The following is a 17,453-nucleotide window of genomic DNA, read 5'->3' as shown; positions in this document are numbered from 1 at the left end:
CAGACGGGAGTTGTCTGACATGTCCGAGACCCAATTCACGCCGCGTGTGTTTTCCGGCATCCAGCCTTCGGGCGGTTTGACGCTGGGGAACTACCTGGGTGCGATCAAACGCTTTGTGGACATGCAGGGTGAAGAGTTCGAAACCGTCTATTGCATGGTCGACCTGCATGCGATCACTGCCAAGTTTCTGGAGCCCGAAACGCTGCGCAAGAACACCCGCGAGCTGTGTGCAGGGTTCATCGCCTCCGGTATCGACCCGGAAAAATCGATCCTGATCAACCAGAGCCAGGTGCCCGAGCACGCGCAGCTGGGGTGGATCTTCAACTGCGTCGCCCGCATGGGCTGGATGCAGCGGATGACACAGTTCAAGGACAAGGCCGGCAAAAACGCGCAGAATCAATCGCTGGGGCTCTTTGCCTATCCGGCGCTGATGGCCGCCGACATCCTGATCTATCACGCCACCCATGTTCCGGTGGGCGAAGACCAGAAACAGCACGTTGAATTGACCCGCGACATCGCGGCCAAGTTCAACCACGACTATGGCGTCGACTTCTTCCCCATGGCCGAGCCGGTGATCGAAGGCGCAGCAACGCGCGTGATGTCCCTGCGCGATGGGTCCAAGAAGATGTCCAAATCCGATCCGTCGGACGCCAGCCGCATCAATATGACCGACGACGCAGACGCCATCGCCAAAAAGATTCGCAAGGCCAAGACCGACCCTGACGCCTTGCCGTCCGAAGCCAAGGGCCTGGAAGAGCGCCCAGAGGCGCGCAACCTGGTCAACATCTATGCCGCCCTGAGCGAGCAGTCGGTCGATCAGGTGCTGGCTGAGGTGGGTGGCAAGCAGTTTGGCGAATTCAAGCCGATGCTGGCGGAATTGGCGGTCGACAAGCTGGCCCCGATTTCCAGCGAGATGGCGCGTCTGATGAACGAACAAGACGAGATTGACCGCATTCTGACCCGTGGCGCCGAGCGCGCGCGTGAGATCACGGCCCCGATCCTGCGCCAGACCTATGACATCGTTGGCATGGTTCCACCCGTTCAGGTCTGATCCCATCGCCCGAAAACGTGCACCGGTCGACTTGCAAAAAGTCGGCCGGTTTTCTTTTGCCTGATCGTGATCACGTTTCCATTGCAAGCGCACACAGGTCTGGACTTCTGACCCATTCTCACCCAGATTTCCAATTGAGAGAGGGAGAGTACCATGGCAACCGGCACCAACATCCGCACCTATTTCGAAGGCACCTGGCATGATGGCAACGTCCCGATCATGCGCGCGGCCGATCACGGCGCCTGGCTGGGGTCGGGTGTGTTTGACGGAGCCCGGTTCTTTGACGGACTGACCCCGGATCTGGATGCACATTGCGCCCGCACCAATCGTTCAGCCCAAGCGCTGATGCTGACCCCCACTGTCACGACCGAGGAGATGGTCGAGATTGCCCACGAGGGTTTGAAGGCCTATGGCAAAGACAAGGCCGTCTACATCCGCCCGATGTATTGGGGCATCGACGGTGATCCGACAGCCATCGTTCCGCAAGAGGATTCGACCGGCTTCGCCCTGTGCCTGGAAGAGATCCCCATGGCCGCGCCAGAGGCCTCGGTTACCCTGACCACGACCCGCTTTCGTCGCCCCGTGCTGGAGGACGCCGTCGTCAACGCCAAGGCGGGCTGCCTTTATCCCAACAACGCGCGGATGCTGAAAGAGGCGCGCGCCAAAGGGTTCAACAACGCGCTTGTGGCTGACGCCATGGGCAATGTGGCTGAAACCGCCACCGCCAACATCTTTATGGTCCGCGATGGCGAGGTGTTCACGCCAATTGCCAATGGCACCTTCCTGGCCGGTATCACGCGTGCGCGTCACATCAAGAATCTGCAGGCCGATGGCGTAAAGGTTCGCGAGGCCGTTCTGTCGTTCCAGGATTTCCATGACGCGGACGAGATTTTCATGTCCGGCAACATGAACAAAGTGACCCCGGTGACGGCTCTGGACGATACGCAATTCCAGATTGGCCCTATCGCCCGCAAAGCACGTGCGCTTTATTGGGATTGGGCCGCGTCAGCCGGGTAAACCTCTGGACCGAATAAGAAACCCTGTTATTGCAAGCCCTCGTCCCGTAATGCATGATCCGGTGAAAGAGGATATTGCCCATGCGTAAGTTTCTTGTCGTCCTGGATGACAGCCGTGAATGTCTGAATGCCATGCGTTTTGCCGCCATGCGCGCCTCGCACACTGGTGGCGGCGTGGCCGTTCTGTCGATCATTCCGCCAGACGAGTTCAACCACTGGATTGGCGTCGGCGAAGTGATGCGCGAAGAGGCCCGCGAACGCATTCACGCGCATTTCGAGGTGTTCGCCAAATGGATGCGCGACAAACAGCATGTTGAGCCTGAGTTGATCATTCGCGAAGGTGAAGCGGTGAACGAGATCATCGCGCAGGTTCAGGAAGACTCAGAAATCGGCGTTCTGGTTCTGGGCGCGGGCACCGACAAAAAAGGCCCTGGCCCGCTGGTGTCGCAGCTCAGCCGGTCGTCCGGGTCACTGCCGATCCCGATCACCATCGTTCCCGGCGATCTGAGCAAGGAAAAGCTTGAAGCGATCACCTGAGGACGGGCTATGACGGCGAGCATTCAATTTTGGTTCGAATTCGCGTCGACCTATTCCTATCTCAGCGCCATGCGGATCGAAGACGCCGCCGCGCGTCATGGGGTTGCCGTCGACTGGCAGCCCTTTTTGCTTGGTCCGATCTTTGCGGCGCAGGGCTGGGACAACTCTCCCTTCAACATTTACCCCGCCAAGGGTCGCTACATGTGGCGTGATATGGAGCGCCTGTGCGACGCGCGCGATTTGCCGTTCCTGCGACCCGATCCATTTCCGCAAAACGGTCTGATGGCAGCGCGTTTGGCGTTGGTGGCAAAGCAGCAGGGTCGGATCGCTCCCTTTGTTCGTGCTGTTTACGCAGCACAGTTCGGGCGCGGCTTGGCCATTTCGGATGCCGGTGTTCTGTCTAAGTGCTGGCTTGAGGCAGGTTTGGATGCCACTCTGATGCAAGGCGCAAGCACCCCCGAAACAAAGGCTGCTTTACACGGGCAATCTGAAAACGCGCAAAAGCTGGACCTGTTTGGTGCCCCAAGTTTCATCGCGGGGGACGAGCTTTTTTGGGGCGATGACCGTTTAGAGCAGGCGATAATGCACGCCGCCTCAATTTAGAACGGTTCCAATTATTGACTTCCACCCTTTGTGCCCGCATATCAGATGCACGCATCATGGAGGCTGCTCATGTTCATTCAGACAGAATCGACACCGAACCCGGCGACGTTGAAATTCCTGCCCGGTCAGACCGTGCTCGAAGTGGGCACTGCAGACTTCCCCTCGGCCGAGGCAGCCACCAAATCCCCCCTCGCTGCGCGCATTTTTGCTGTCAGCGGTGTAACCGGCGTTTTCTTTGGCAATGATTTTGTCACCGTCACCAAGGACGACGCAGTCGAATGGGACCACATCAAACCCGCCATCCTGGGCGCGGTGATGGAGCACTATCAGTCCGGCCAGCCCGTGATGGCGGATGATGCCCAAGCGGCCTCGGGTCACGCGGAACACACCGGCGAAGACGGTGAGGTTGTCGACCAGATCAAGGAACTGTTGGACAGCCGCGTGCGTCCTGCGGTTGCGCAAGACGGTGGCGACATCACATTCCACGGATTTGACCGCGGCGTCGTTTACCTGCACATGCAAGGCGCATGCGCCGGTTGCCCCTCATCGACCCTGACGCTGAAGATGGGCATCGAGAACCTACTGCGTCACTACATCCCCGAAGTGACCGAGGTGCGCCCCGTCGCCGTCTAACCCATGTCTGACCCGGCGCAAACAACAACAAAACTGTCAGGGCGTTGCTATTGCGGCGCCCTTCGCATTCAGACCTCCGCCCCCGCACAAGTCGTCGCGTATTGCCATTGCAGCGATTGCCGCCGTGTAACCGGCGGGCCAGTTGCAGCTTTTGCTGCTTTTGCCCCAGAAGTCATCAATATCCTGCCGACCTGGCCAGATCCGGTCGAATTCACTCCGGGGGTTAAACGCTGGTTTTGTCAGACCTGTGGCTCGGCCATGGCGGCGTGGTTCGACTACCTGCCAGACCAGATGTACGTGCCCCTAGGCGTAATTGATCAGATCGACGATCTGGCGCCGGACTTGCACTGCCATGCGAACAATGCGCCAGATTGGTTGCATCTGGACGATGGTTTGCCGCGTGACAATGGCTCGGGTCGGGATTATCTGCACGCGCAATCCGCACCGGATACTGGACCGACAGAACAATGAGCACTCTCATTCTTGCATTTGATACATCAGGGCCATTTTGCGCTGCAGCCTTGCTGCGAGATGGCGATGTGCTTGTGGCTCGAAGCGAAGAAATGAAGCGCGGCCAAGCGGAACGCCTGATGCCCCTGCTGGAAGAGGTTCTGGCAAAATGCGGTGTAACCTGGCGCGATCTGGATGCCGTTGGCGTTGGCATTGGGCCGGGGAACTTCACCGGTATCCGCATCTCGGTTTCCGCCGCGCGCGGGCTGGCTTTGGGTCTGGGAATTCCCGCCGTGGGTGTCACCGGCTTCGAATCGCTTGAGCTGAGCGCACCTGACGGCACCCTGCCCGCCATCCCTGCGCCCCGCGATCATGTCTACATCCGCCGGTCTGCGAAGCCTCCCGAGCTTCTTCCGGTGAGTGACGCAACAGAAATTGCTCCGCTCTATCTGGCCGAAGATGGGACAGAAACAGTCATCGCCATCGCTAGAATTGCGGCTGAACGCTATTTGAACACGGTGACCCCACCGGCCCCATTCTATATTCGACCGGCCGACGCCGCCCCGTCGCGGGATGTGCCGCCGGTTCTGTTGGACGAATGACTCCGGCGGATATGGCGGCCACCCACAAGGCGGCGTTCACCCAGTCACGCCCCTGGAGTCAAACGGAATTTTCCGATCTTCTGTCCAACCGCTTCACCTTTGCCGTCGGGAACACACGCTGTTTTGCCCTGATCCAAGTGATCGCGGGAGAGGCCGAGTTGCTGACCATCGCAACCCATCCCGATCACCAACGGCGGGGGTTGGCCACACAGGTCATGACCACCTGGCACGATATGGCTGTCACCAAAGGCGCCGAGCGGGCCTTTCTTGACGTCGCGGCCGATAATGGCCCAGCTATTGCGCTTTACCAGAAGCGCGGATATGCGCCCCACGGCCGCAGACCCGGCTATTACAAGCGTTCCGGCCAGGAGAGTATCGACGCCATCGTGATGCAACGGCCCTTGCCCTGACGGCAATCCCCGCGATTCTTGGACCATTCGGTCAAAAAGCGGTTGATTCTTTGGGCTGGCTCCGTCCTTAATTGCCGTTATTATTGCAGTTCTGCTCGCATGCACGGGTGTCGGCATAAGCCGGATGCTCGAAACAAAAAACCAACGGGAGTACACAAATGACCCTCATGAAATCGCTGATGGGCGCCGCAGCCTCGCTGGCGCTGACCGCAGGGGCCGCATTGGCCGAGCCCGCGCTGATCTTTGATCTGGGCGGCAAGTTTGACAAATCCTTTAACGAAGCAGCCCACAATGGTGCGTCTCGTTGGGCCGAAGAAACCGGCGGCAAGTACCGCGAGATCGAGTTGCAGTCCGAAGCCCAGCGCGAGCAGGCCCTGCGCCGTTTTGCCGAAGCCGGCTCCAACCCGGTGATCACCATGGGCTTTGCCATGGCCGACCCGCTCAGCGCAGTTGCGGCTGATTACCCCGACACCAAATTCGTTGCGGTAGACGTCACTTGGCTGGATGCTCCGAACGTGCGTCAGATCGGTTTTGCCGAGCACGAGGGTTCGTACCTGGTTGGTATGATGGCCGCGATGGCGTCTAAATCCGGCACGGTCGGCTTTATCGGTGGCATGGACATCCCGCTGATCCGTCACTTCGGCTGCGGCTATGCCCAAGGCGCCAAGGCGGTGAACCCAGACGTCAACATCGTTGCCAACATGACCGGCACCACCCCGTCGGCGTGGAACGACCCGGTTAAGGGCTCGGAGCTGACAAAAGCACAAATCGCACAAGGTGCTGACGTGATCTATGCTGCTGCTGGCGGCACCGGCGTTGGTGTTCTGCAGACTGCAGCGGACGAAGGCATCCTGTCGATCGGCGTGGACAGCAACCAGAACCACCTGCACCCGGGCAAGGTCCTGACCTCGATGCTCAAGCGCGTGGACGTGGCCGTTTATGACGCGATGAAGGCAGGCGCGGACGTTGAAACCGGTGTCTTCACCATGGGCCTGGCCGAAGAAGGCGTAGGCGTTGCCATGGACGACAACAACGCGTCGCTGGTCAGCGATGACATGAAAGGCGCGGTTGAAACAGCGCGTCAGGACATCATCGACGGCAAGACCACCGTTGTCAGCTATTACGAAAACGACAGCTGCCCTGCTGTAAGCTTCTAATCGCTTATCCGCGTGGGCCGGTGTGACCGCACCGGCCCACCTTTCACCTCCCCCCGCGCAACTTTGGCGGCACATCGCCAAACCATGCGCCCCTCTTCGGCCATCGAGGTTAAATCATGACCGTCCCAGCCATCGAGCTTAAAGGGATTTCCAAATCCTTTGGCCCCGTCCAGGCAAACAAGGACATCTCTATCAGCGTCGCCCCCGGTACGATCCATGGGATCATCGGTGAAAACGGTGCGGGCAAATCCACGTTGATGAGCATCCTCTACGGATTCTACAAAGCCGACAAAGGCGAGATCTGGATCAACGGTGCAAAGACCGAGATCCCGGACAGCCAAGCCGCCATCGCAGCAGGCATCGGCATGGTGTTCCAGCACTTTAAACTGGTCGAGAACTTTACCGTTCTGGAAAACATCATCCTGGGCGCCGAAGACGGCGGACTGCTCAAGCCGTCGCTGGCCAAGGCACGGAAAACGCTCAAGGAACTGGCGACCGAATATGAGCTGAACGTTGACCCCGACGCCGTCATCGAAGAAATCGGCGTGGGCATGCAGCAGCGGGTCGAGATCCTGAAAGCGCTCTACCGCCAAGCGGATATCCTGATCTTGGATGAACCCACGGGCGTGCTGACCCCGGCCGAGGCCGATCAGCTGTTCCGCATTCTGCATCGCCTTAAGGATGAGGGCAAAACCATCATCCTGATCACGCACAAACTGCGCGAGATCATGGAAGCAACCGATACCGTCAGCGTCATGCGGCGTGGGCAAATGACGGCAACAGTCAAGACAAGTGAAACCAACCCGCAGCATCTGGCCGAGCTGATGGTAGGCCGAAAGGTTCTGCTGCAGGTGGACAAGGTGCCTGCGAAGGTTGGCGCTCCGGTTCTTGAAATCGAGAACCTGCATGTCACCGATGAAAAAGGTGTCGAACGCGTCAAGGGCATCAACCTTGAGGTCCGCGCAGGTGAGATTCTGGGCATCGCCGGTGTGGCCGGGAACGGACAGTCGGAACTGCTCGAAGTTCTGGGCGGCATGCGCCCCGGCACCGGCAGCATTCGTCTGAACGGATCGCCGCTGGCGTTGAGCGGTGCTGGATCGGACGCGCGTGCGCGTCGGGATCAGCACATCGCACACGTGCCCGAGGACCGTCAGCGCGAAGGCCTGATCATGGATTTCCACGCTTGGGAAAATGTGGCCTTTGGCTATCACCACGATCCCGCCTACCAAAGCGGCATCTTCATGAACAACGCCGCCTTGCGCGCGGATACCGAGCGCAAGATCGAAAAGTTCGACGTGCGCCCAGCCGACGGCTGGTTGGCGGCCAAGAACTTCTCGGGTGGCAACCAGCAAAAGATTGTCGTCGCGCGCGAAATCGAACGTAACCCTGACCTGCTGCTGGTTGGGCAACCAACCCGGGGCGTCGATATCGGCGCCATCGAATTCATTCACCAACAGATCGTCGCCCTGCGCGATCAAGGCAAGGCGGTGCTGCTGGTGTCGGTGGAGCTGGAAGAGATCTTCTCTCTCTCCGACCGGATCGCCGTCATGTTTGATGGCCACATCATGGGCGAGCGCCTGCCCCATGAAACGGACGAAAAAGAATTGGGCCTGCTGATGGCAGGCGTCGATGGAAAGGCCGCTTAAGATGGACAAGATGCCCAAATGGGCCGACGTGGTCCTTATCCCCGTCATCAGCCTGATCCTGGCCGCAATCCTGTCGGCCCTCGTCATCGTTGCGATCGGCGAAGACCCTGTTGAGGCGGTAAACCTGATGGTCACCGGCGCACTCGGGTCGACCTATGGCTGGGGCTATACGCTCTATTATGCCACCAACTTCATGTTCACAGGCTTGGCCGTGGCCGTGGCATTTCATGCCCGTATGTTCAACATCGGGGGCGAGGGTCAGGCAATGCTGGGCGGTCTTGGCGTGGCCATGGTCTGTCTTTACGTGCCGTGGCCACATTGGTCGCTGGCGTTGCTTGCCGCTTGTGCGGGCGCGATGATCTTTGGCGCTGCCTGGGCCGCGGTCCCGGCTTATCTGCAAGCCAAACGCGGCAGTCACATCGTAATCACCACCATCATGTTCAACTTCATCGCGGCTGCGGTGCTGAACTATATGCTGGTCAATGTGATGCGCCCACAGGGGTCGATGGACCCGGCGTCAGCGCGATTCCCCGAAGCGGTTCACCTGCCGACGCTGCACGAATTGCTCGCCCCGATTGGGATCAGCTTTTCCAAAGCTGCCCCTGCGAACGTAACGCTTTTGGTGGCGATCCTGGCCTGCTTCGTGGTGTGGGCACTGATTTGGCGCACTAGGCTGGGCTATGAAATCCGCGCTTATGGTCATTCGGAAACCGGCGCGCTTTACGCAGGCATCTCGCCGGTCAAAATCACCATGATCGCCATGCTGATTTCGGGTGCGTTGGCGGGTTTGATGGCCACCAACAACGTCATGGGCGAAGCGGAACGGCTGGTTCTGAACTCGACTGAGGGCGCCGGGTTTATCGGCATCGCCGTAGCCCTGATGGGGCGCAGCCATCCATTTGGCGTGTTCCTTGCCGCGATCCTGTTTGGCTTCCTCTATCAAGGGGGTGCAGAGTTGGCCTTGTGGACCTCGATCCCGCGCGAGCTGATCGTGGTGATTCAAGCTCTTGTGATCCTGTTTACCGGTGCGCTCGACAATATGGTGCGCATGCCGCTTGAGAAGATGTTCCTGGCCATGCGGAAAGGCAAAGCGTGATGGATTTCCTGACGATCATCCAAGTCCTCGATTCGACGGTTCGCCTGGCCACGCCCCTGTTGCTGGCCTGTCTGGCAGGACTTTACTCCGAACGCGCCGGAATTTTTGACATCGGACTAGAAGGAAAGATGCTGATGGCCGCGTTTTTCTCGGCCGCGGTCGCCGCTGTCAGCGGCTCTGTCTGGCTGGGTCTGCTGGCGGGGATCGCCTCGTCGCTGGTGCTCAGCGGGCTGCATGGTCTGGCCTCGATCACATTCCGCGGCAATCAGCTGATTTCCGGTGTGGCGATCAACTTCCTTGCGGCAGGCATGACCGTGCTGATCGCACAGGATTGGTTCAAACAGGGCGGGCGCACGCCGTCGCTTTTTGCCGGTGGCCGGTTCGAACCTATCAACTTTCCCTTTGCCGAAGCGCTCAGCGGTGTGCCGATTCTCGGTCCCATCTACTCCGAATTGCTGTCGGGGCATTCGATCCTGGTCTATCTGGCGTTCCTGGCTGTGCCTGGCACGTGGTGGGTTCTGTATCGCACCCGCTTTGGTCTGCGCCTGCGCGCTGTGGGTGAAAACCCGGCGGCCGTAGACACAGCAGGTGTTTCCGTTGTTGGCTTGCGCTATGCAGCGGTGGCGATTTGCGGCGTGCTCTGTGGCATTGCCGGGGCCTATCTGGCGACCGCGCTACAGGCTGGCTTCGTCAAGGACATGACCGCAGGTCGTGGCTTTATCGCATTGGCGGCGCTGATTTTTGCCAAGTGGCGCCCATGGCAGGCGATGTGGGCATGTCTGCTATTTGGTCTGCTCCAAGCCATCGCTCTGAGGTTCCAGAATATCGACCTGGGCGGCGTGGTGATTCCCGTGCAGGTGATGGACGCCCTGCCCTATATCCTGACCGTGGTGATCCTGGCCGGCTTTGTCGGCAAGGCCATTCCACCGCGCGCGGGCGGGGAACCCTATGTAAAGGAACGCTGATAGGTCCAGTTGGCTGCGGCAAATCAGTCCTGATTTCTGCAAAGCAGCATGGGTGGTTGATTTCGCCCTATGTCGCAGTCTAACAGTACGCATGCAGATATACCTTCCCATAGCCGAAGTGTCCGTCAACGCGTTCCTCTTGTTGGGACTTGGCGGCATGGTCGGAATCCTGTCGGGCATGTTTGGTGTCGGCGGCGGGTTCCTGATGACGCCACTGTTGTTCTTTATCGGTATTCCGCCCGCTGTTGCGGTTGCCACCGAAGCCAACCAAATCGTTGCCTCGTCTTTCTCGGGCGTACTTGCGCATTTCCGACGAAAGACCGTGGACTTGAAAATGGGAACGGTGCTTTTGGTCGGGGGCCTTACCGGGGCCGCGCTTGGTGTGGTGGTCTTCAACTACCTCAAGAGCCTCGGCCAGGTCGATCTGCTGGTCAAACTTTGCTACGTCGTCTTCCTTGGCATCATCGGCAGCCTGATGTTTGTCGAGAGCGTCAACGCAATCCGCAAGGCGCGCGGTGCTGCTGGAGGTGCTCCTGCAAAACGCCGTCAGCGCACATGGGTTCACGCGCTTCCAATGAAAATGCGCTTCCGCACTTCGGGCCTCTATATCTCGGTGATACCACCGCTGATCGTCGGTGTCTTGGTAGGTATCCTGTCAGCCATCATGGGTGTTGGCGGTGGTTTTATCATGGTGCCAGCGATGATCTATCTGCTGGGGATGCCGACCAAGGTGGTTGTTGGAACTTCGCTGTTTCAGATCATCTTTGTGACCGGGTTTACCACCATGCTGCACGCCACCACGAACTATACCGTGGACGTGGTGCTGGCGGTTCTGCTGCTGGTTGGCGGTGTGATCGGCGCACAGATCGGCACACGGATTGGGGTCAAGATGAAGGCCGAACAGCTGCGCGTACTGCTGGCCATGATGGTTCTTGTGGTTTGCGGCAAGCTGGCTCTGGATCTGCTCCTGCAACCGTCCGAGCTTTACTCGCTCGGCGCAGCCGGAGGTCACTAAGCCATGTTCCGCATCTTTCTGACTCTGCTGTTCCTGCTGCCCACCTTTGCAACCGCCGAAGAGGTCGTGCTGGGTCTGAGCAAGGACAACGTCGCCATCACCACCAGCTTTGACGGCTCGGAAATCCTGATCTTTGGCGCTGTCAAACGCGAAGCGCCCATCGATCAATCTTCGCCGCTTGAGGTGGTCATTACTGTTGCTGGCCCGTCTGAACCCGTTGTTGTCCGCCGCAAGGAAAACGTATTCGGGATCTGGGTAAACACCGATGCGGTCGAGGTTGACGCCGCCCCCAGTTTCTATGCCGTGGCAACGACCGGACCGATTGATCAGGTGCTGTCCAATACAGAAGACCTGCGCCAGAAGATCACGATCGACAACGCCATTCGCTCGGTCGGAGCGCCTGCGAACATTACCGACGCCGAAAGCTTCACTGACGCGGTCATTCGCATCAAGCAGAGCCAAGGTCTGTATCAGACACTCGAAGGTCAGGTCGCTCTGGATCAGCAGACGTTGTTCCGCACATCGATCGACATGCCTGCGGACCTCACCGAAGGCGACTATTCCACGCGCATCTTCCTGACCCGCGACGGCCAGATTGTTGGCGACTATGAGACCTCGATAGCGGTTCAGAAAGTTGGTCTGGAACGTTTCCTGTTCAACATGTCACGTGAACAACCCGTCTGGTATGGCCTGATGTCGCTGGCCATTGCCATCGCCGCGGGTTGGGGCGCATCGGCTGTGTTCCGCATCTTCCGCGCCGGGTAAATCATCACGCGGCTGATGCTCTCAGCCGCGTCCGATGTATGGCATGGTGGTCGCCATCACCGTCATGAACTGCACATTCGCTTCGAGCGGCAATTCGGCCATGTGCAGGACCGATTTTGCAGCATCCTCGACCGCCATTGATGGGTCCGGCTCATGACCAGCCGCAACGGCCGCGTCGTTCAAGCCCTGCACCATCGGTGTCCGCGCATTGCCGATGTCGATTTGACCGCAAGCAATGCCCAGATCACGCCCATCCAGCGACAGGCTGCGGGTTAAGCCGGTGATCGCGTGTTTCGTTGCAGTGTAATGCACCGAGTTTGGTCGCGGCACATGTGCCGCAATCGAGCCGTTGTTGATGATCCGGCCACCCTGCAGGGTCTGGTTTCGCATCGCCGCAAATGCCGCTCGCGCAGCCAAGAACATCCCGTTCAGATTCACGTTGACGGTCTGGTACCAATCATCCAAAGCAATCTCGTCAATCGTTCCGCCGGGCGCAAAGATACCTGCGTTGTTGAACAGCACATCCAACCGCCCCGCCTGCTGCACAAAACGGTCAAACGCCTGTTGCACGGCCTTTGGGTCGGTGACGTCGGCGATCAATGTGATCGCCTGCGGATTGCGTCCGGCAACTTCGGCCAGCGCGTCGCCCCGACGGGCCAATAATCCTACGGTCCACCCCTTGGCCAGGAATAACTCGGCCGTCGCCCGGCCAATGCCCGAGCTTGCTCCTGTGATGATGATCGAACTCATGTGGTCTCAGCCTCCAATGTCAGCGCCGCGGCCGGTTTTGCACGCAAATCATCGACCCGCAGCGGATAGGTGGGTTTGGATAGGCGATTGCGCACCACCCATATTAGCCGCTCTTGCGCCCGTGTGATCGCCACATAGGCCAACCGCTTCCACAGGGGCTGCCCGGCCTCCACACGTCCCATACGGGCCGCAACGTAGATGTCAGGGGCAAAGACCTGAACCGTATCCCATTGCGAACCCTGCGCCTTGTGAATGGTTACCGCAGCCCCGTGCAGAAATGTGGCGCCCATCCGCGCGGCAAAGGGGATGCAGGGCTCCTCTTCATCTGGTTTTTCGATCTTCACGATCGAGGCCGCGCTGACCTGCGGGTCTTCGGCGCCCATCACGTGCAGACGCGAGAACCCCGCCTTACGGCCCGGCCCCAGATAGATCACCTGCGCGCCCTTGATCAGGCCGCGCGCCTCAAGGTCCAGACGTTTCTTGCGGTGCTTCAGTGGCAACTCCAGCCCGTCACAGATAAGCGGCTCCCCCTCGATCAGCTCCTCTTCCGGTGCGCCATGCACCGCGCGGAACGCGTTGATCAGCCGAATGCGGGTGGCGTTGCGCCAGACCAGGACGGGGCTGCGCGCCATCAGGTCAACCTCGACCCGCTGACCCCAAACCACCCGTTCATCGCGCTTGGCGGTGTCTTCGATCATCCGTTCGAAGTCGTGGAATTCCAACTGCGGATCGGCCAGTGCATGGGCCAGATCAAGGATCGGATTGTCTGCCTCTTGCCGGTGAATGCGCTGCAGTTCGAGCTTGCGTGGCTGGGGCAGACCATCAAAGACCATGGCCCCCGATTGATTGACCGGCGCCAATTGCGCCGGATCGCCGAACAGCAACAAGGTCGGAAAGATCTCTTTCAGATCCTCGAACTGCCGGTCGTCCAGCATCGAGGCCTCATCCACAAAGCCGATGTCGAGCGGTTCGTCCCGCCGTTTCCAACCGGTAATGAAATCCGACCCGCGCAGGCCAGCGGCGGCCAGCGCACCGGGGATCGATTTGTTCCTTTCGTAAAAGGCAGCGGCGCGGGCCAGCGCCTCTTCTGTCAGCCCCTCGACCTCAGGCTTTTCACCGTTTCCGGCCAACCATTCCGCGATGCGCTCGTACTCGGGGTCGTAGACCGGCGTGTAAAGAATGCGGTGGATGGTTGTCGCAGGGACTCCCCGCAGGCGCAGAACACTGGCCGCCTTGTTCGTGGGGGCCAGGATCGCCAGCGTGCGCTTGTCGCGGTTCTTACGCCCTTCGTAGTCACCCGACACCACCTGAACACCGGCGCCCTCAAGTGCCTTATACAGCTCGGACAAAAGCAGCGTCTTGCCTGATCCCGCCTTGCCAATGACGGCCATGACGCCTGCCTCGCCCCCGGCCGGCGGCTTCAAAAGCGCCTCGTCTTCCAAATCAACGCCCGAACTACGCAGCAGCTCGGTCACAGTATCAAAGGCGGCAGCCTGATCTTCGGAAAATACAACGGGGGCTTGGGTCATATCGCGACCCTATAGGGACGCCTCGGACACCACCAGATGCCCGAGGTGCAGTTTGTCGAAATTTATCCGACCATCGCAAAGCGAGAGGTCTTGGCACCGCCAAATGCAGTTGTGAACCACAGCCGCGACAGTTCAGGCGAGATACCGGCCCGTTTGGCAACACGTTCGCGCGCTTCCGGCGTGAACTCCCACAAGCCAACCGAAATCTTGTCTCGGCCCTGCCCCTCTGAGCCCAGGACCTCAGGCGACGACCCGATGGCCTTGTAGATCCGCACCATACGGGCGTCAAAAACACCGGCAAAGTGGCGCACACCGAATCCCGTCATGATTTCACCACCACCCAGCATCAAGGCCGCGGCCACATTCGGGCTGGCGTAACGCGCCAGACAGAACCGGGTACACTCCCAGATCAGCGGGCTGCAAATTGGAGCTCCGCCGGTCAGGTGGCCAAACACCTCATTCACCATCACAGGCCCTGTAGTGGGTAGGAAGCGCATGGATCCGCCATGGCGGCCGTCGGCTTCTTCCCAAATGACATAGAGAGGGTTGAGATCATCGTATTGATCACGCTCTTCGCCGTTTTCGTCGACTGATACATCCCAACCAAGACGGGTTTTAAATTGGTCCGCCCGATCCCGGAACATGGATTTGGCAAGTTCGGGAAAACGATTCAATTCGTCTGCATAAATGTAACGCAACATCTGTGGTCCCCTTTTGTCCTTCGCTGGAACAAAGGGAGTACAGAGAAAGGGTTAATATCTGGTCAGGAAGCCGAACGAGGGCTTAAACCACGATTAACCCCCTGCTCATCGCCGTCGCTATCGCATGAGTTGTATTGAGCGCGCCCAACTTGAAGCGCGCACTTTCAATGTAGACGCGTAAAGTATGCTCGGAAATCGACAGGCTATGCGCCACCTGGGCCCGGTTGTATCCCATCGCAAGCAGCGTCATGGCGTCCACTTCACGCGGCGACAGGGCACGGGCTTGTTCGGGTTGCCGGTCGGATTCAAAATCCAATGCCTTGCGATTGAAGTAGTGGGCAATCAGCAGCAGGTCCCGCCCATAGGTTTCGGTGAACTCCGCCCATTCCTCGTCTCCGCAACTGTGGTTTGCCGTAAACAGCGCAAACTGACCTTTGGGCCCACGGATGGGAATGGAATACCCCTGGTTTCCCACGCCATGTTCCAGAGCGTCGGTCAACAAGGCTTTGGCTGCCTTTCCAGACCAATCTGCGCGCTTCCAGTCCACGGGGTGGAAGCGCTGGAAACATCCTAAAATAACGGGGTCAATTCGGTGATAGTTCTGCTCTAAGTACCGTTGAACCCAAGCGTCGGAATATGTGCCACAGCCATATTGATCTCCGGCGCTGTCCACCCAGTGATAGACAATGTGCCGAACACCCAAGGCATCTCTCAACGCTTCAGATATCGCCTGTAATTCTTCAAGCCCGCTGGTAGCGTCCAACGCCTCCAGCACTTGATCCAAATTGGCTGTGTTCCCCATTCGAGCGCGTGCGTGCCTCTTCCTTCTGGGACGCAATCTCAGCGGCGGCAACCAGCGTGGTATCATCCAGCTGCTCAGCCAGTTTCCCCAACCCGTTCGCGGAAGCGAAAGTCTTGAGATCCGCCAGAACGTCCAAAATCCAGTCATTGTGCGCCATCAGAGTCTCTCCGAAACAGTTAACGAAAGGTTAACACAACTATAGCATGTGCGGTTTGTGTTAGGAAATTCACTGCTTTCTACTCCCCATAAACAGCGAGGTCAGAATTCTTAACCTACTGAAACCACGAAAAGCACCTGCCAACACAACGAAACCCGCGAACCACAGTGGTGATTCGCGGGTCAGTTTGTCAGCTAGAATCTGCAGGTAGGGTTAACTTCCCGCTTCCAGAACCTCTTCCAGAGTGCGCAGACCAGTCTTGGGCGACTGAACCAAGACGGACATGTTGCCTGGCAGGTGTTCGTTGCGACGCATCTTCATGTGTGCTTCGGGCAGTTGGTCCCAGGTAAAGACTTCGGACATGCACGGGTCCAGACGACGCTCGACCATCAGCTGGTTCGCGGCAGAGGCCTGCTTGAGGTGCGCAAAGTGCGAGCCCTGAAGACGCTTCTGGTGCATCCACATGTAACGCACGTCCAAGGTCAGGTTGTAGCCGGTGGTGCCGGCGCAGATCACAACCATACCGCCCTTTTTCACGACAAAGGTCGAAACCGGGAAGGTGCTTTCGCCGGGGTGTTCGAAGACCATGTCAACGTTCACGCCCTTGCCGGTGATGTCCCAGATGGCTTTGCCGAACTTGCGGGCCTCTTTGAACCACTCGGCATATTCCGGGGTGTTCACTGTGGGCAACTGCCCCCAGCAGTTGAAGTCCTTGCGGTTCAGAACGCCCTTGGCACCCAAGCCCATGACAAAGTCACGCTTGCTTTCGTCCGAGATCACGCCGATCGCGTTGGCACCTGCGGTGTTGATCAGCTGGATCGCATAGGAGCCCAGACCGCCCGACGCGCCCCAAACCAGAACGTTCTGGCCTGGCTTCAGATCGTGCGGCTCGTGGCCGAACAGCATACGGTATGCAGTGGCCAGGGTCAGGGTGTAGCAAGCGGCCTCTTCCCAGGTCAGGTGCTTGGGACGCGGCATCAGCTGCTGAGCCTGAACGTTGGTGAACTGCGCAAATGACCCATCGGGGGTCTCATAGCCCCAGATCCGCTGGCTGTCCGAGAACATCGGGTCGCCACCGTTACAATGCTCGTCGTCGCCGTCATCCTGATTGCAGTGGATTACAACTTCGTCGCCAACTTTCCAGCGGGTCACCTTCGAACCAACGGCCCAGACGATGCCTGCAGCGTCGGAACCAGCAATGTGGTAGGGCTGCTTGTGGACGTTGAACATGCTGATCGGAATACCAAGCGACGCCCAGACACCGTTGTAGTTCACGCCAGCTGCCATCACCAGGACCAACACTTCGTGGCTGTCGAGCACAGGCACATCGACGACTTCAACCTGCATCGCCTTGTTCGGCTCGCCTTCACGTTCCTGACGGATCGCCCACGCGTACATTTTCTTGGGCACATAGCCCATGGGGGGAATTTCACCCACTTCGTAGAGGTCTTTTTCAGGCGCCTCGTACGACGCGATACCGCCGTTAGTGTCCAAAGCCATATCGGCCTCCTTTTTCCTAAATCTCGCCGCAACGCAGAATCGCGGGCTTGAAGATGGAATACAAACGG

20 protein-coding genes are annotated in these 17,453 nt (G+C 59.0%); 14 read left to right on the top strand and 6 right to left on the bottom strand.

The features are described 5' to 3' along the window. Positions 1 to 19 precede the first annotated feature (19 nt). The 14 genes from trpS to TRM7615_RS06840 all read left to right on the top strand — a co-directional run bounded on the left by trpS (position 20) and on the right by TRM7615_RS06840 (position 11,946). Positions 20 to 1,051, top strand: coding sequence for a tryptophan--tRNA ligase (trpS, locus tag TRM7615_RS06905; RefSeq protein WP_108786172.1), 1,032 nt, complete (start codon positions 20 to 22; stop codon positions 1,049 to 1,051). Between the two features lie 153 nt (positions 1,052 to 1,204). Further along, the gene (locus TRM7615_RS06900; protein WP_108786171.1) at positions 1,205 to 2,068 is read left to right on the top strand and encodes a branched-chain amino acid aminotransferase; all 864 of its coding nucleotides are present in this window, start codon (positions 1,205 to 1,207) and stop codon (positions 2,066 to 2,068) included. 80 nt (positions 2,069 to 2,148) lie between these two features. Then, entirely contained in the window at positions 2,149 to 2,604 is a 456-nt protein-coding gene (locus TRM7615_RS06895; RefSeq protein ID WP_085797441.1) for a universal stress protein, read from the top strand. A gap of 9 nt (positions 2,605 to 2,613) precedes the next feature. Then, complete coding sequence (locus TRM7615_RS06890) at positions 2,614 to 3,207, top strand: 2-hydroxychromene-2-carboxylate isomerase (RefSeq protein WP_108786170.1); 594 nt, start codon at positions 2,614 to 2,616, stop codon at positions 3,205 to 3,207. Positions 3,208 to 3,276: 69 nt separating this feature from the next. After that, a complete protein-coding gene (locus TRM7615_RS06885) occupies positions 3,277 to 3,840 on the top strand; it encodes a NifU family protein (protein ID WP_108786169.1) in 564 nt (187 codons plus the stop codon). 3 nt (positions 3,841 to 3,843) lie between these two features. Beyond that, positions 3,844 to 4,311: a GFA family protein gene (locus TRM7615_RS06880; RefSeq protein ID WP_108786168.1), complete on the top strand. Its 468-nt coding sequence runs from the start codon at positions 3,844 to 3,846 to the stop codon at positions 4,309 to 4,311. Next, a complete protein-coding gene (gene tsaB / locus TRM7615_RS06875; protein ID WP_108786167.1) occupies positions 4,308 to 4,892 on the top strand; it encodes a tRNA (adenosine(37)-N6)-threonylcarbamoyltransferase complex dimerization subunit type 1 TsaB in 585 nt (194 codons plus the stop codon). The genes TRM7615_RS06880 and tsaB overlap by 4 nt, the downstream gene beginning before the upstream one ends. Beyond that, positions 4,889 to 5,302 (top strand): GNAT family N-acetyltransferase, encoded by a 414-nt coding sequence (locus tag TRM7615_RS06870; RefSeq protein ID WP_108786166.1) that lies wholly within the window; start codon positions 4,889 to 4,891, stop codon positions 5,300 to 5,302. The genes tsaB and TRM7615_RS06870 overlap by 4 nt, the downstream gene beginning before the upstream one ends. 158 nt (positions 5,303 to 5,460) lie before the next feature. Beyond that, complete coding sequence (locus TRM7615_RS06865; RefSeq protein ID WP_108786165.1) at positions 5,461 to 6,459, top strand: BMP family lipoprotein; 999 nt, start codon at positions 5,461 to 5,463, stop codon at positions 6,457 to 6,459. Positions 6,460 to 6,575: 116 nt separating this feature from the next. Beyond that, a complete protein-coding gene (locus TRM7615_RS06860; protein ID WP_108786164.1) occupies positions 6,576 to 8,105 on the top strand; it encodes an ABC transporter ATP-binding protein in 1,530 nt (509 codons plus the stop codon). Between the two features lies 1 nt (position 8,106). After that, positions 8,107 to 9,201 (top strand): ABC transporter permease, encoded by a 1,095-nt coding sequence (locus TRM7615_RS06855; RefSeq protein ID WP_108786163.1) that lies wholly within the window; start codon positions 8,107 to 8,109, stop codon positions 9,199 to 9,201. Then, positions 9,201 to 10,166 (top strand): ABC transporter permease, encoded by a 966-nt coding sequence (locus tag TRM7615_RS06850; RefSeq protein ID WP_108786162.1) that lies wholly within the window; start codon positions 9,201 to 9,203, stop codon positions 10,164 to 10,166. Before TRM7615_RS06855 ends, TRM7615_RS06850 begins: the two co-directional genes overlap by 1 nt. A 91-nt stretch (positions 10,167 to 10,257) precedes the next feature. Further along, on the top strand, positions 10,258 to 11,181 hold the full coding sequence (locus TRM7615_RS06845) for a sulfite exporter TauE/SafE family protein (protein WP_108786161.1): 924 nt from the start codon (positions 10,258 to 10,260) through the stop codon (positions 11,179 to 11,181). A 3-nt stretch (positions 11,182 to 11,184) separates the two neighbouring features. Beyond that, complete coding sequence (locus tag TRM7615_RS06840; RefSeq protein ID WP_108786160.1) at positions 11,185 to 11,946, top strand: TIGR02186 family protein; 762 nt, start codon at positions 11,185 to 11,187, stop codon at positions 11,944 to 11,946. A 21-nt stretch (positions 11,947 to 11,967) separates the two neighbouring features. On the opposite strand, the gene TRM7615_RS06835 is transcribed toward TRM7615_RS06840, so the two are convergent. The 6 genes from TRM7615_RS06835 to ccrA form a co-directional block, all read right to left on the bottom strand. After that, positions 11,968 to 12,696 (bottom strand): SDR family oxidoreductase, encoded by a 729-nt coding sequence (locus TRM7615_RS06835; RefSeq protein ID WP_108786159.1) that lies wholly within the window; start codon positions 12,694 to 12,696, stop codon positions 11,968 to 11,970. After that, the gene (locus TRM7615_RS06830) at positions 12,693 to 14,225 is read right to left on the bottom strand and encodes an ATP-dependent DNA helicase (RefSeq protein ID WP_108786158.1); all 1,533 of its coding nucleotides are present in this window, start codon (positions 14,223 to 14,225) and stop codon (positions 12,693 to 12,695) included. The genes TRM7615_RS06835 and TRM7615_RS06830 overlap by 4 nt, the downstream gene beginning before the upstream one ends. A gap of 62 nt (positions 14,226 to 14,287) precedes the next feature. Then, positions 14,288 to 14,926 carry an acyl-homoserine-lactone synthase gene (locus TRM7615_RS06825; RefSeq protein ID WP_108786157.1) on the bottom strand — a complete coding sequence of 213 codons (639 nt, stop codon included), beginning with the start codon at positions 14,924 to 14,926 and terminating at the stop codon, positions 14,288 to 14,290. Between the two features lie 82 nt (positions 14,927 to 15,008). Next, positions 15,009 to 15,728 carry a helix-turn-helix transcriptional regulator gene (locus tag TRM7615_RS06820; protein WP_108786156.1) on the bottom strand — a complete coding sequence of 240 codons (720 nt, stop codon included), beginning with the start codon at positions 15,726 to 15,728 and terminating at the stop codon, positions 15,009 to 15,011. Next, a complete protein-coding gene (locus TRM7615_RS06815; protein ID WP_108786155.1) occupies positions 15,667 to 15,885 on the bottom strand; it encodes a hypothetical protein in 219 nt (72 codons plus the stop codon). Before TRM7615_RS06815 ends, TRM7615_RS06820 begins: the two co-directional genes overlap by 62 nt. 213 nt (positions 15,886 to 16,098) lie before the next feature. Beyond that, positions 16,099 to 17,385 carry a crotonyl-CoA carboxylase/reductase gene (gene ccrA, locus TRM7615_RS06810; protein WP_108786154.1) on the bottom strand — a complete coding sequence of 429 codons (1,287 nt, stop codon included), beginning with the start codon at positions 17,383 to 17,385 and terminating at the stop codon, positions 16,099 to 16,101. Between the last annotated feature and the right edge of the window lie 68 nt (positions 17,386 to 17,453).

The organism is Falsiruegeria mediterranea M17 (assembly GCF_900302455.1).
GTDB classification, from domain to species: Bacteria; Pseudomonadota; Alphaproteobacteria; order Rhodobacterales; family Rhodobacteraceae; genus Falsiruegeria; species Falsiruegeria mediterranea.
Note: the sequence above shows the minus strand (reverse complement) of the source record. Positions and strands in the feature narration are given on the sequence as shown.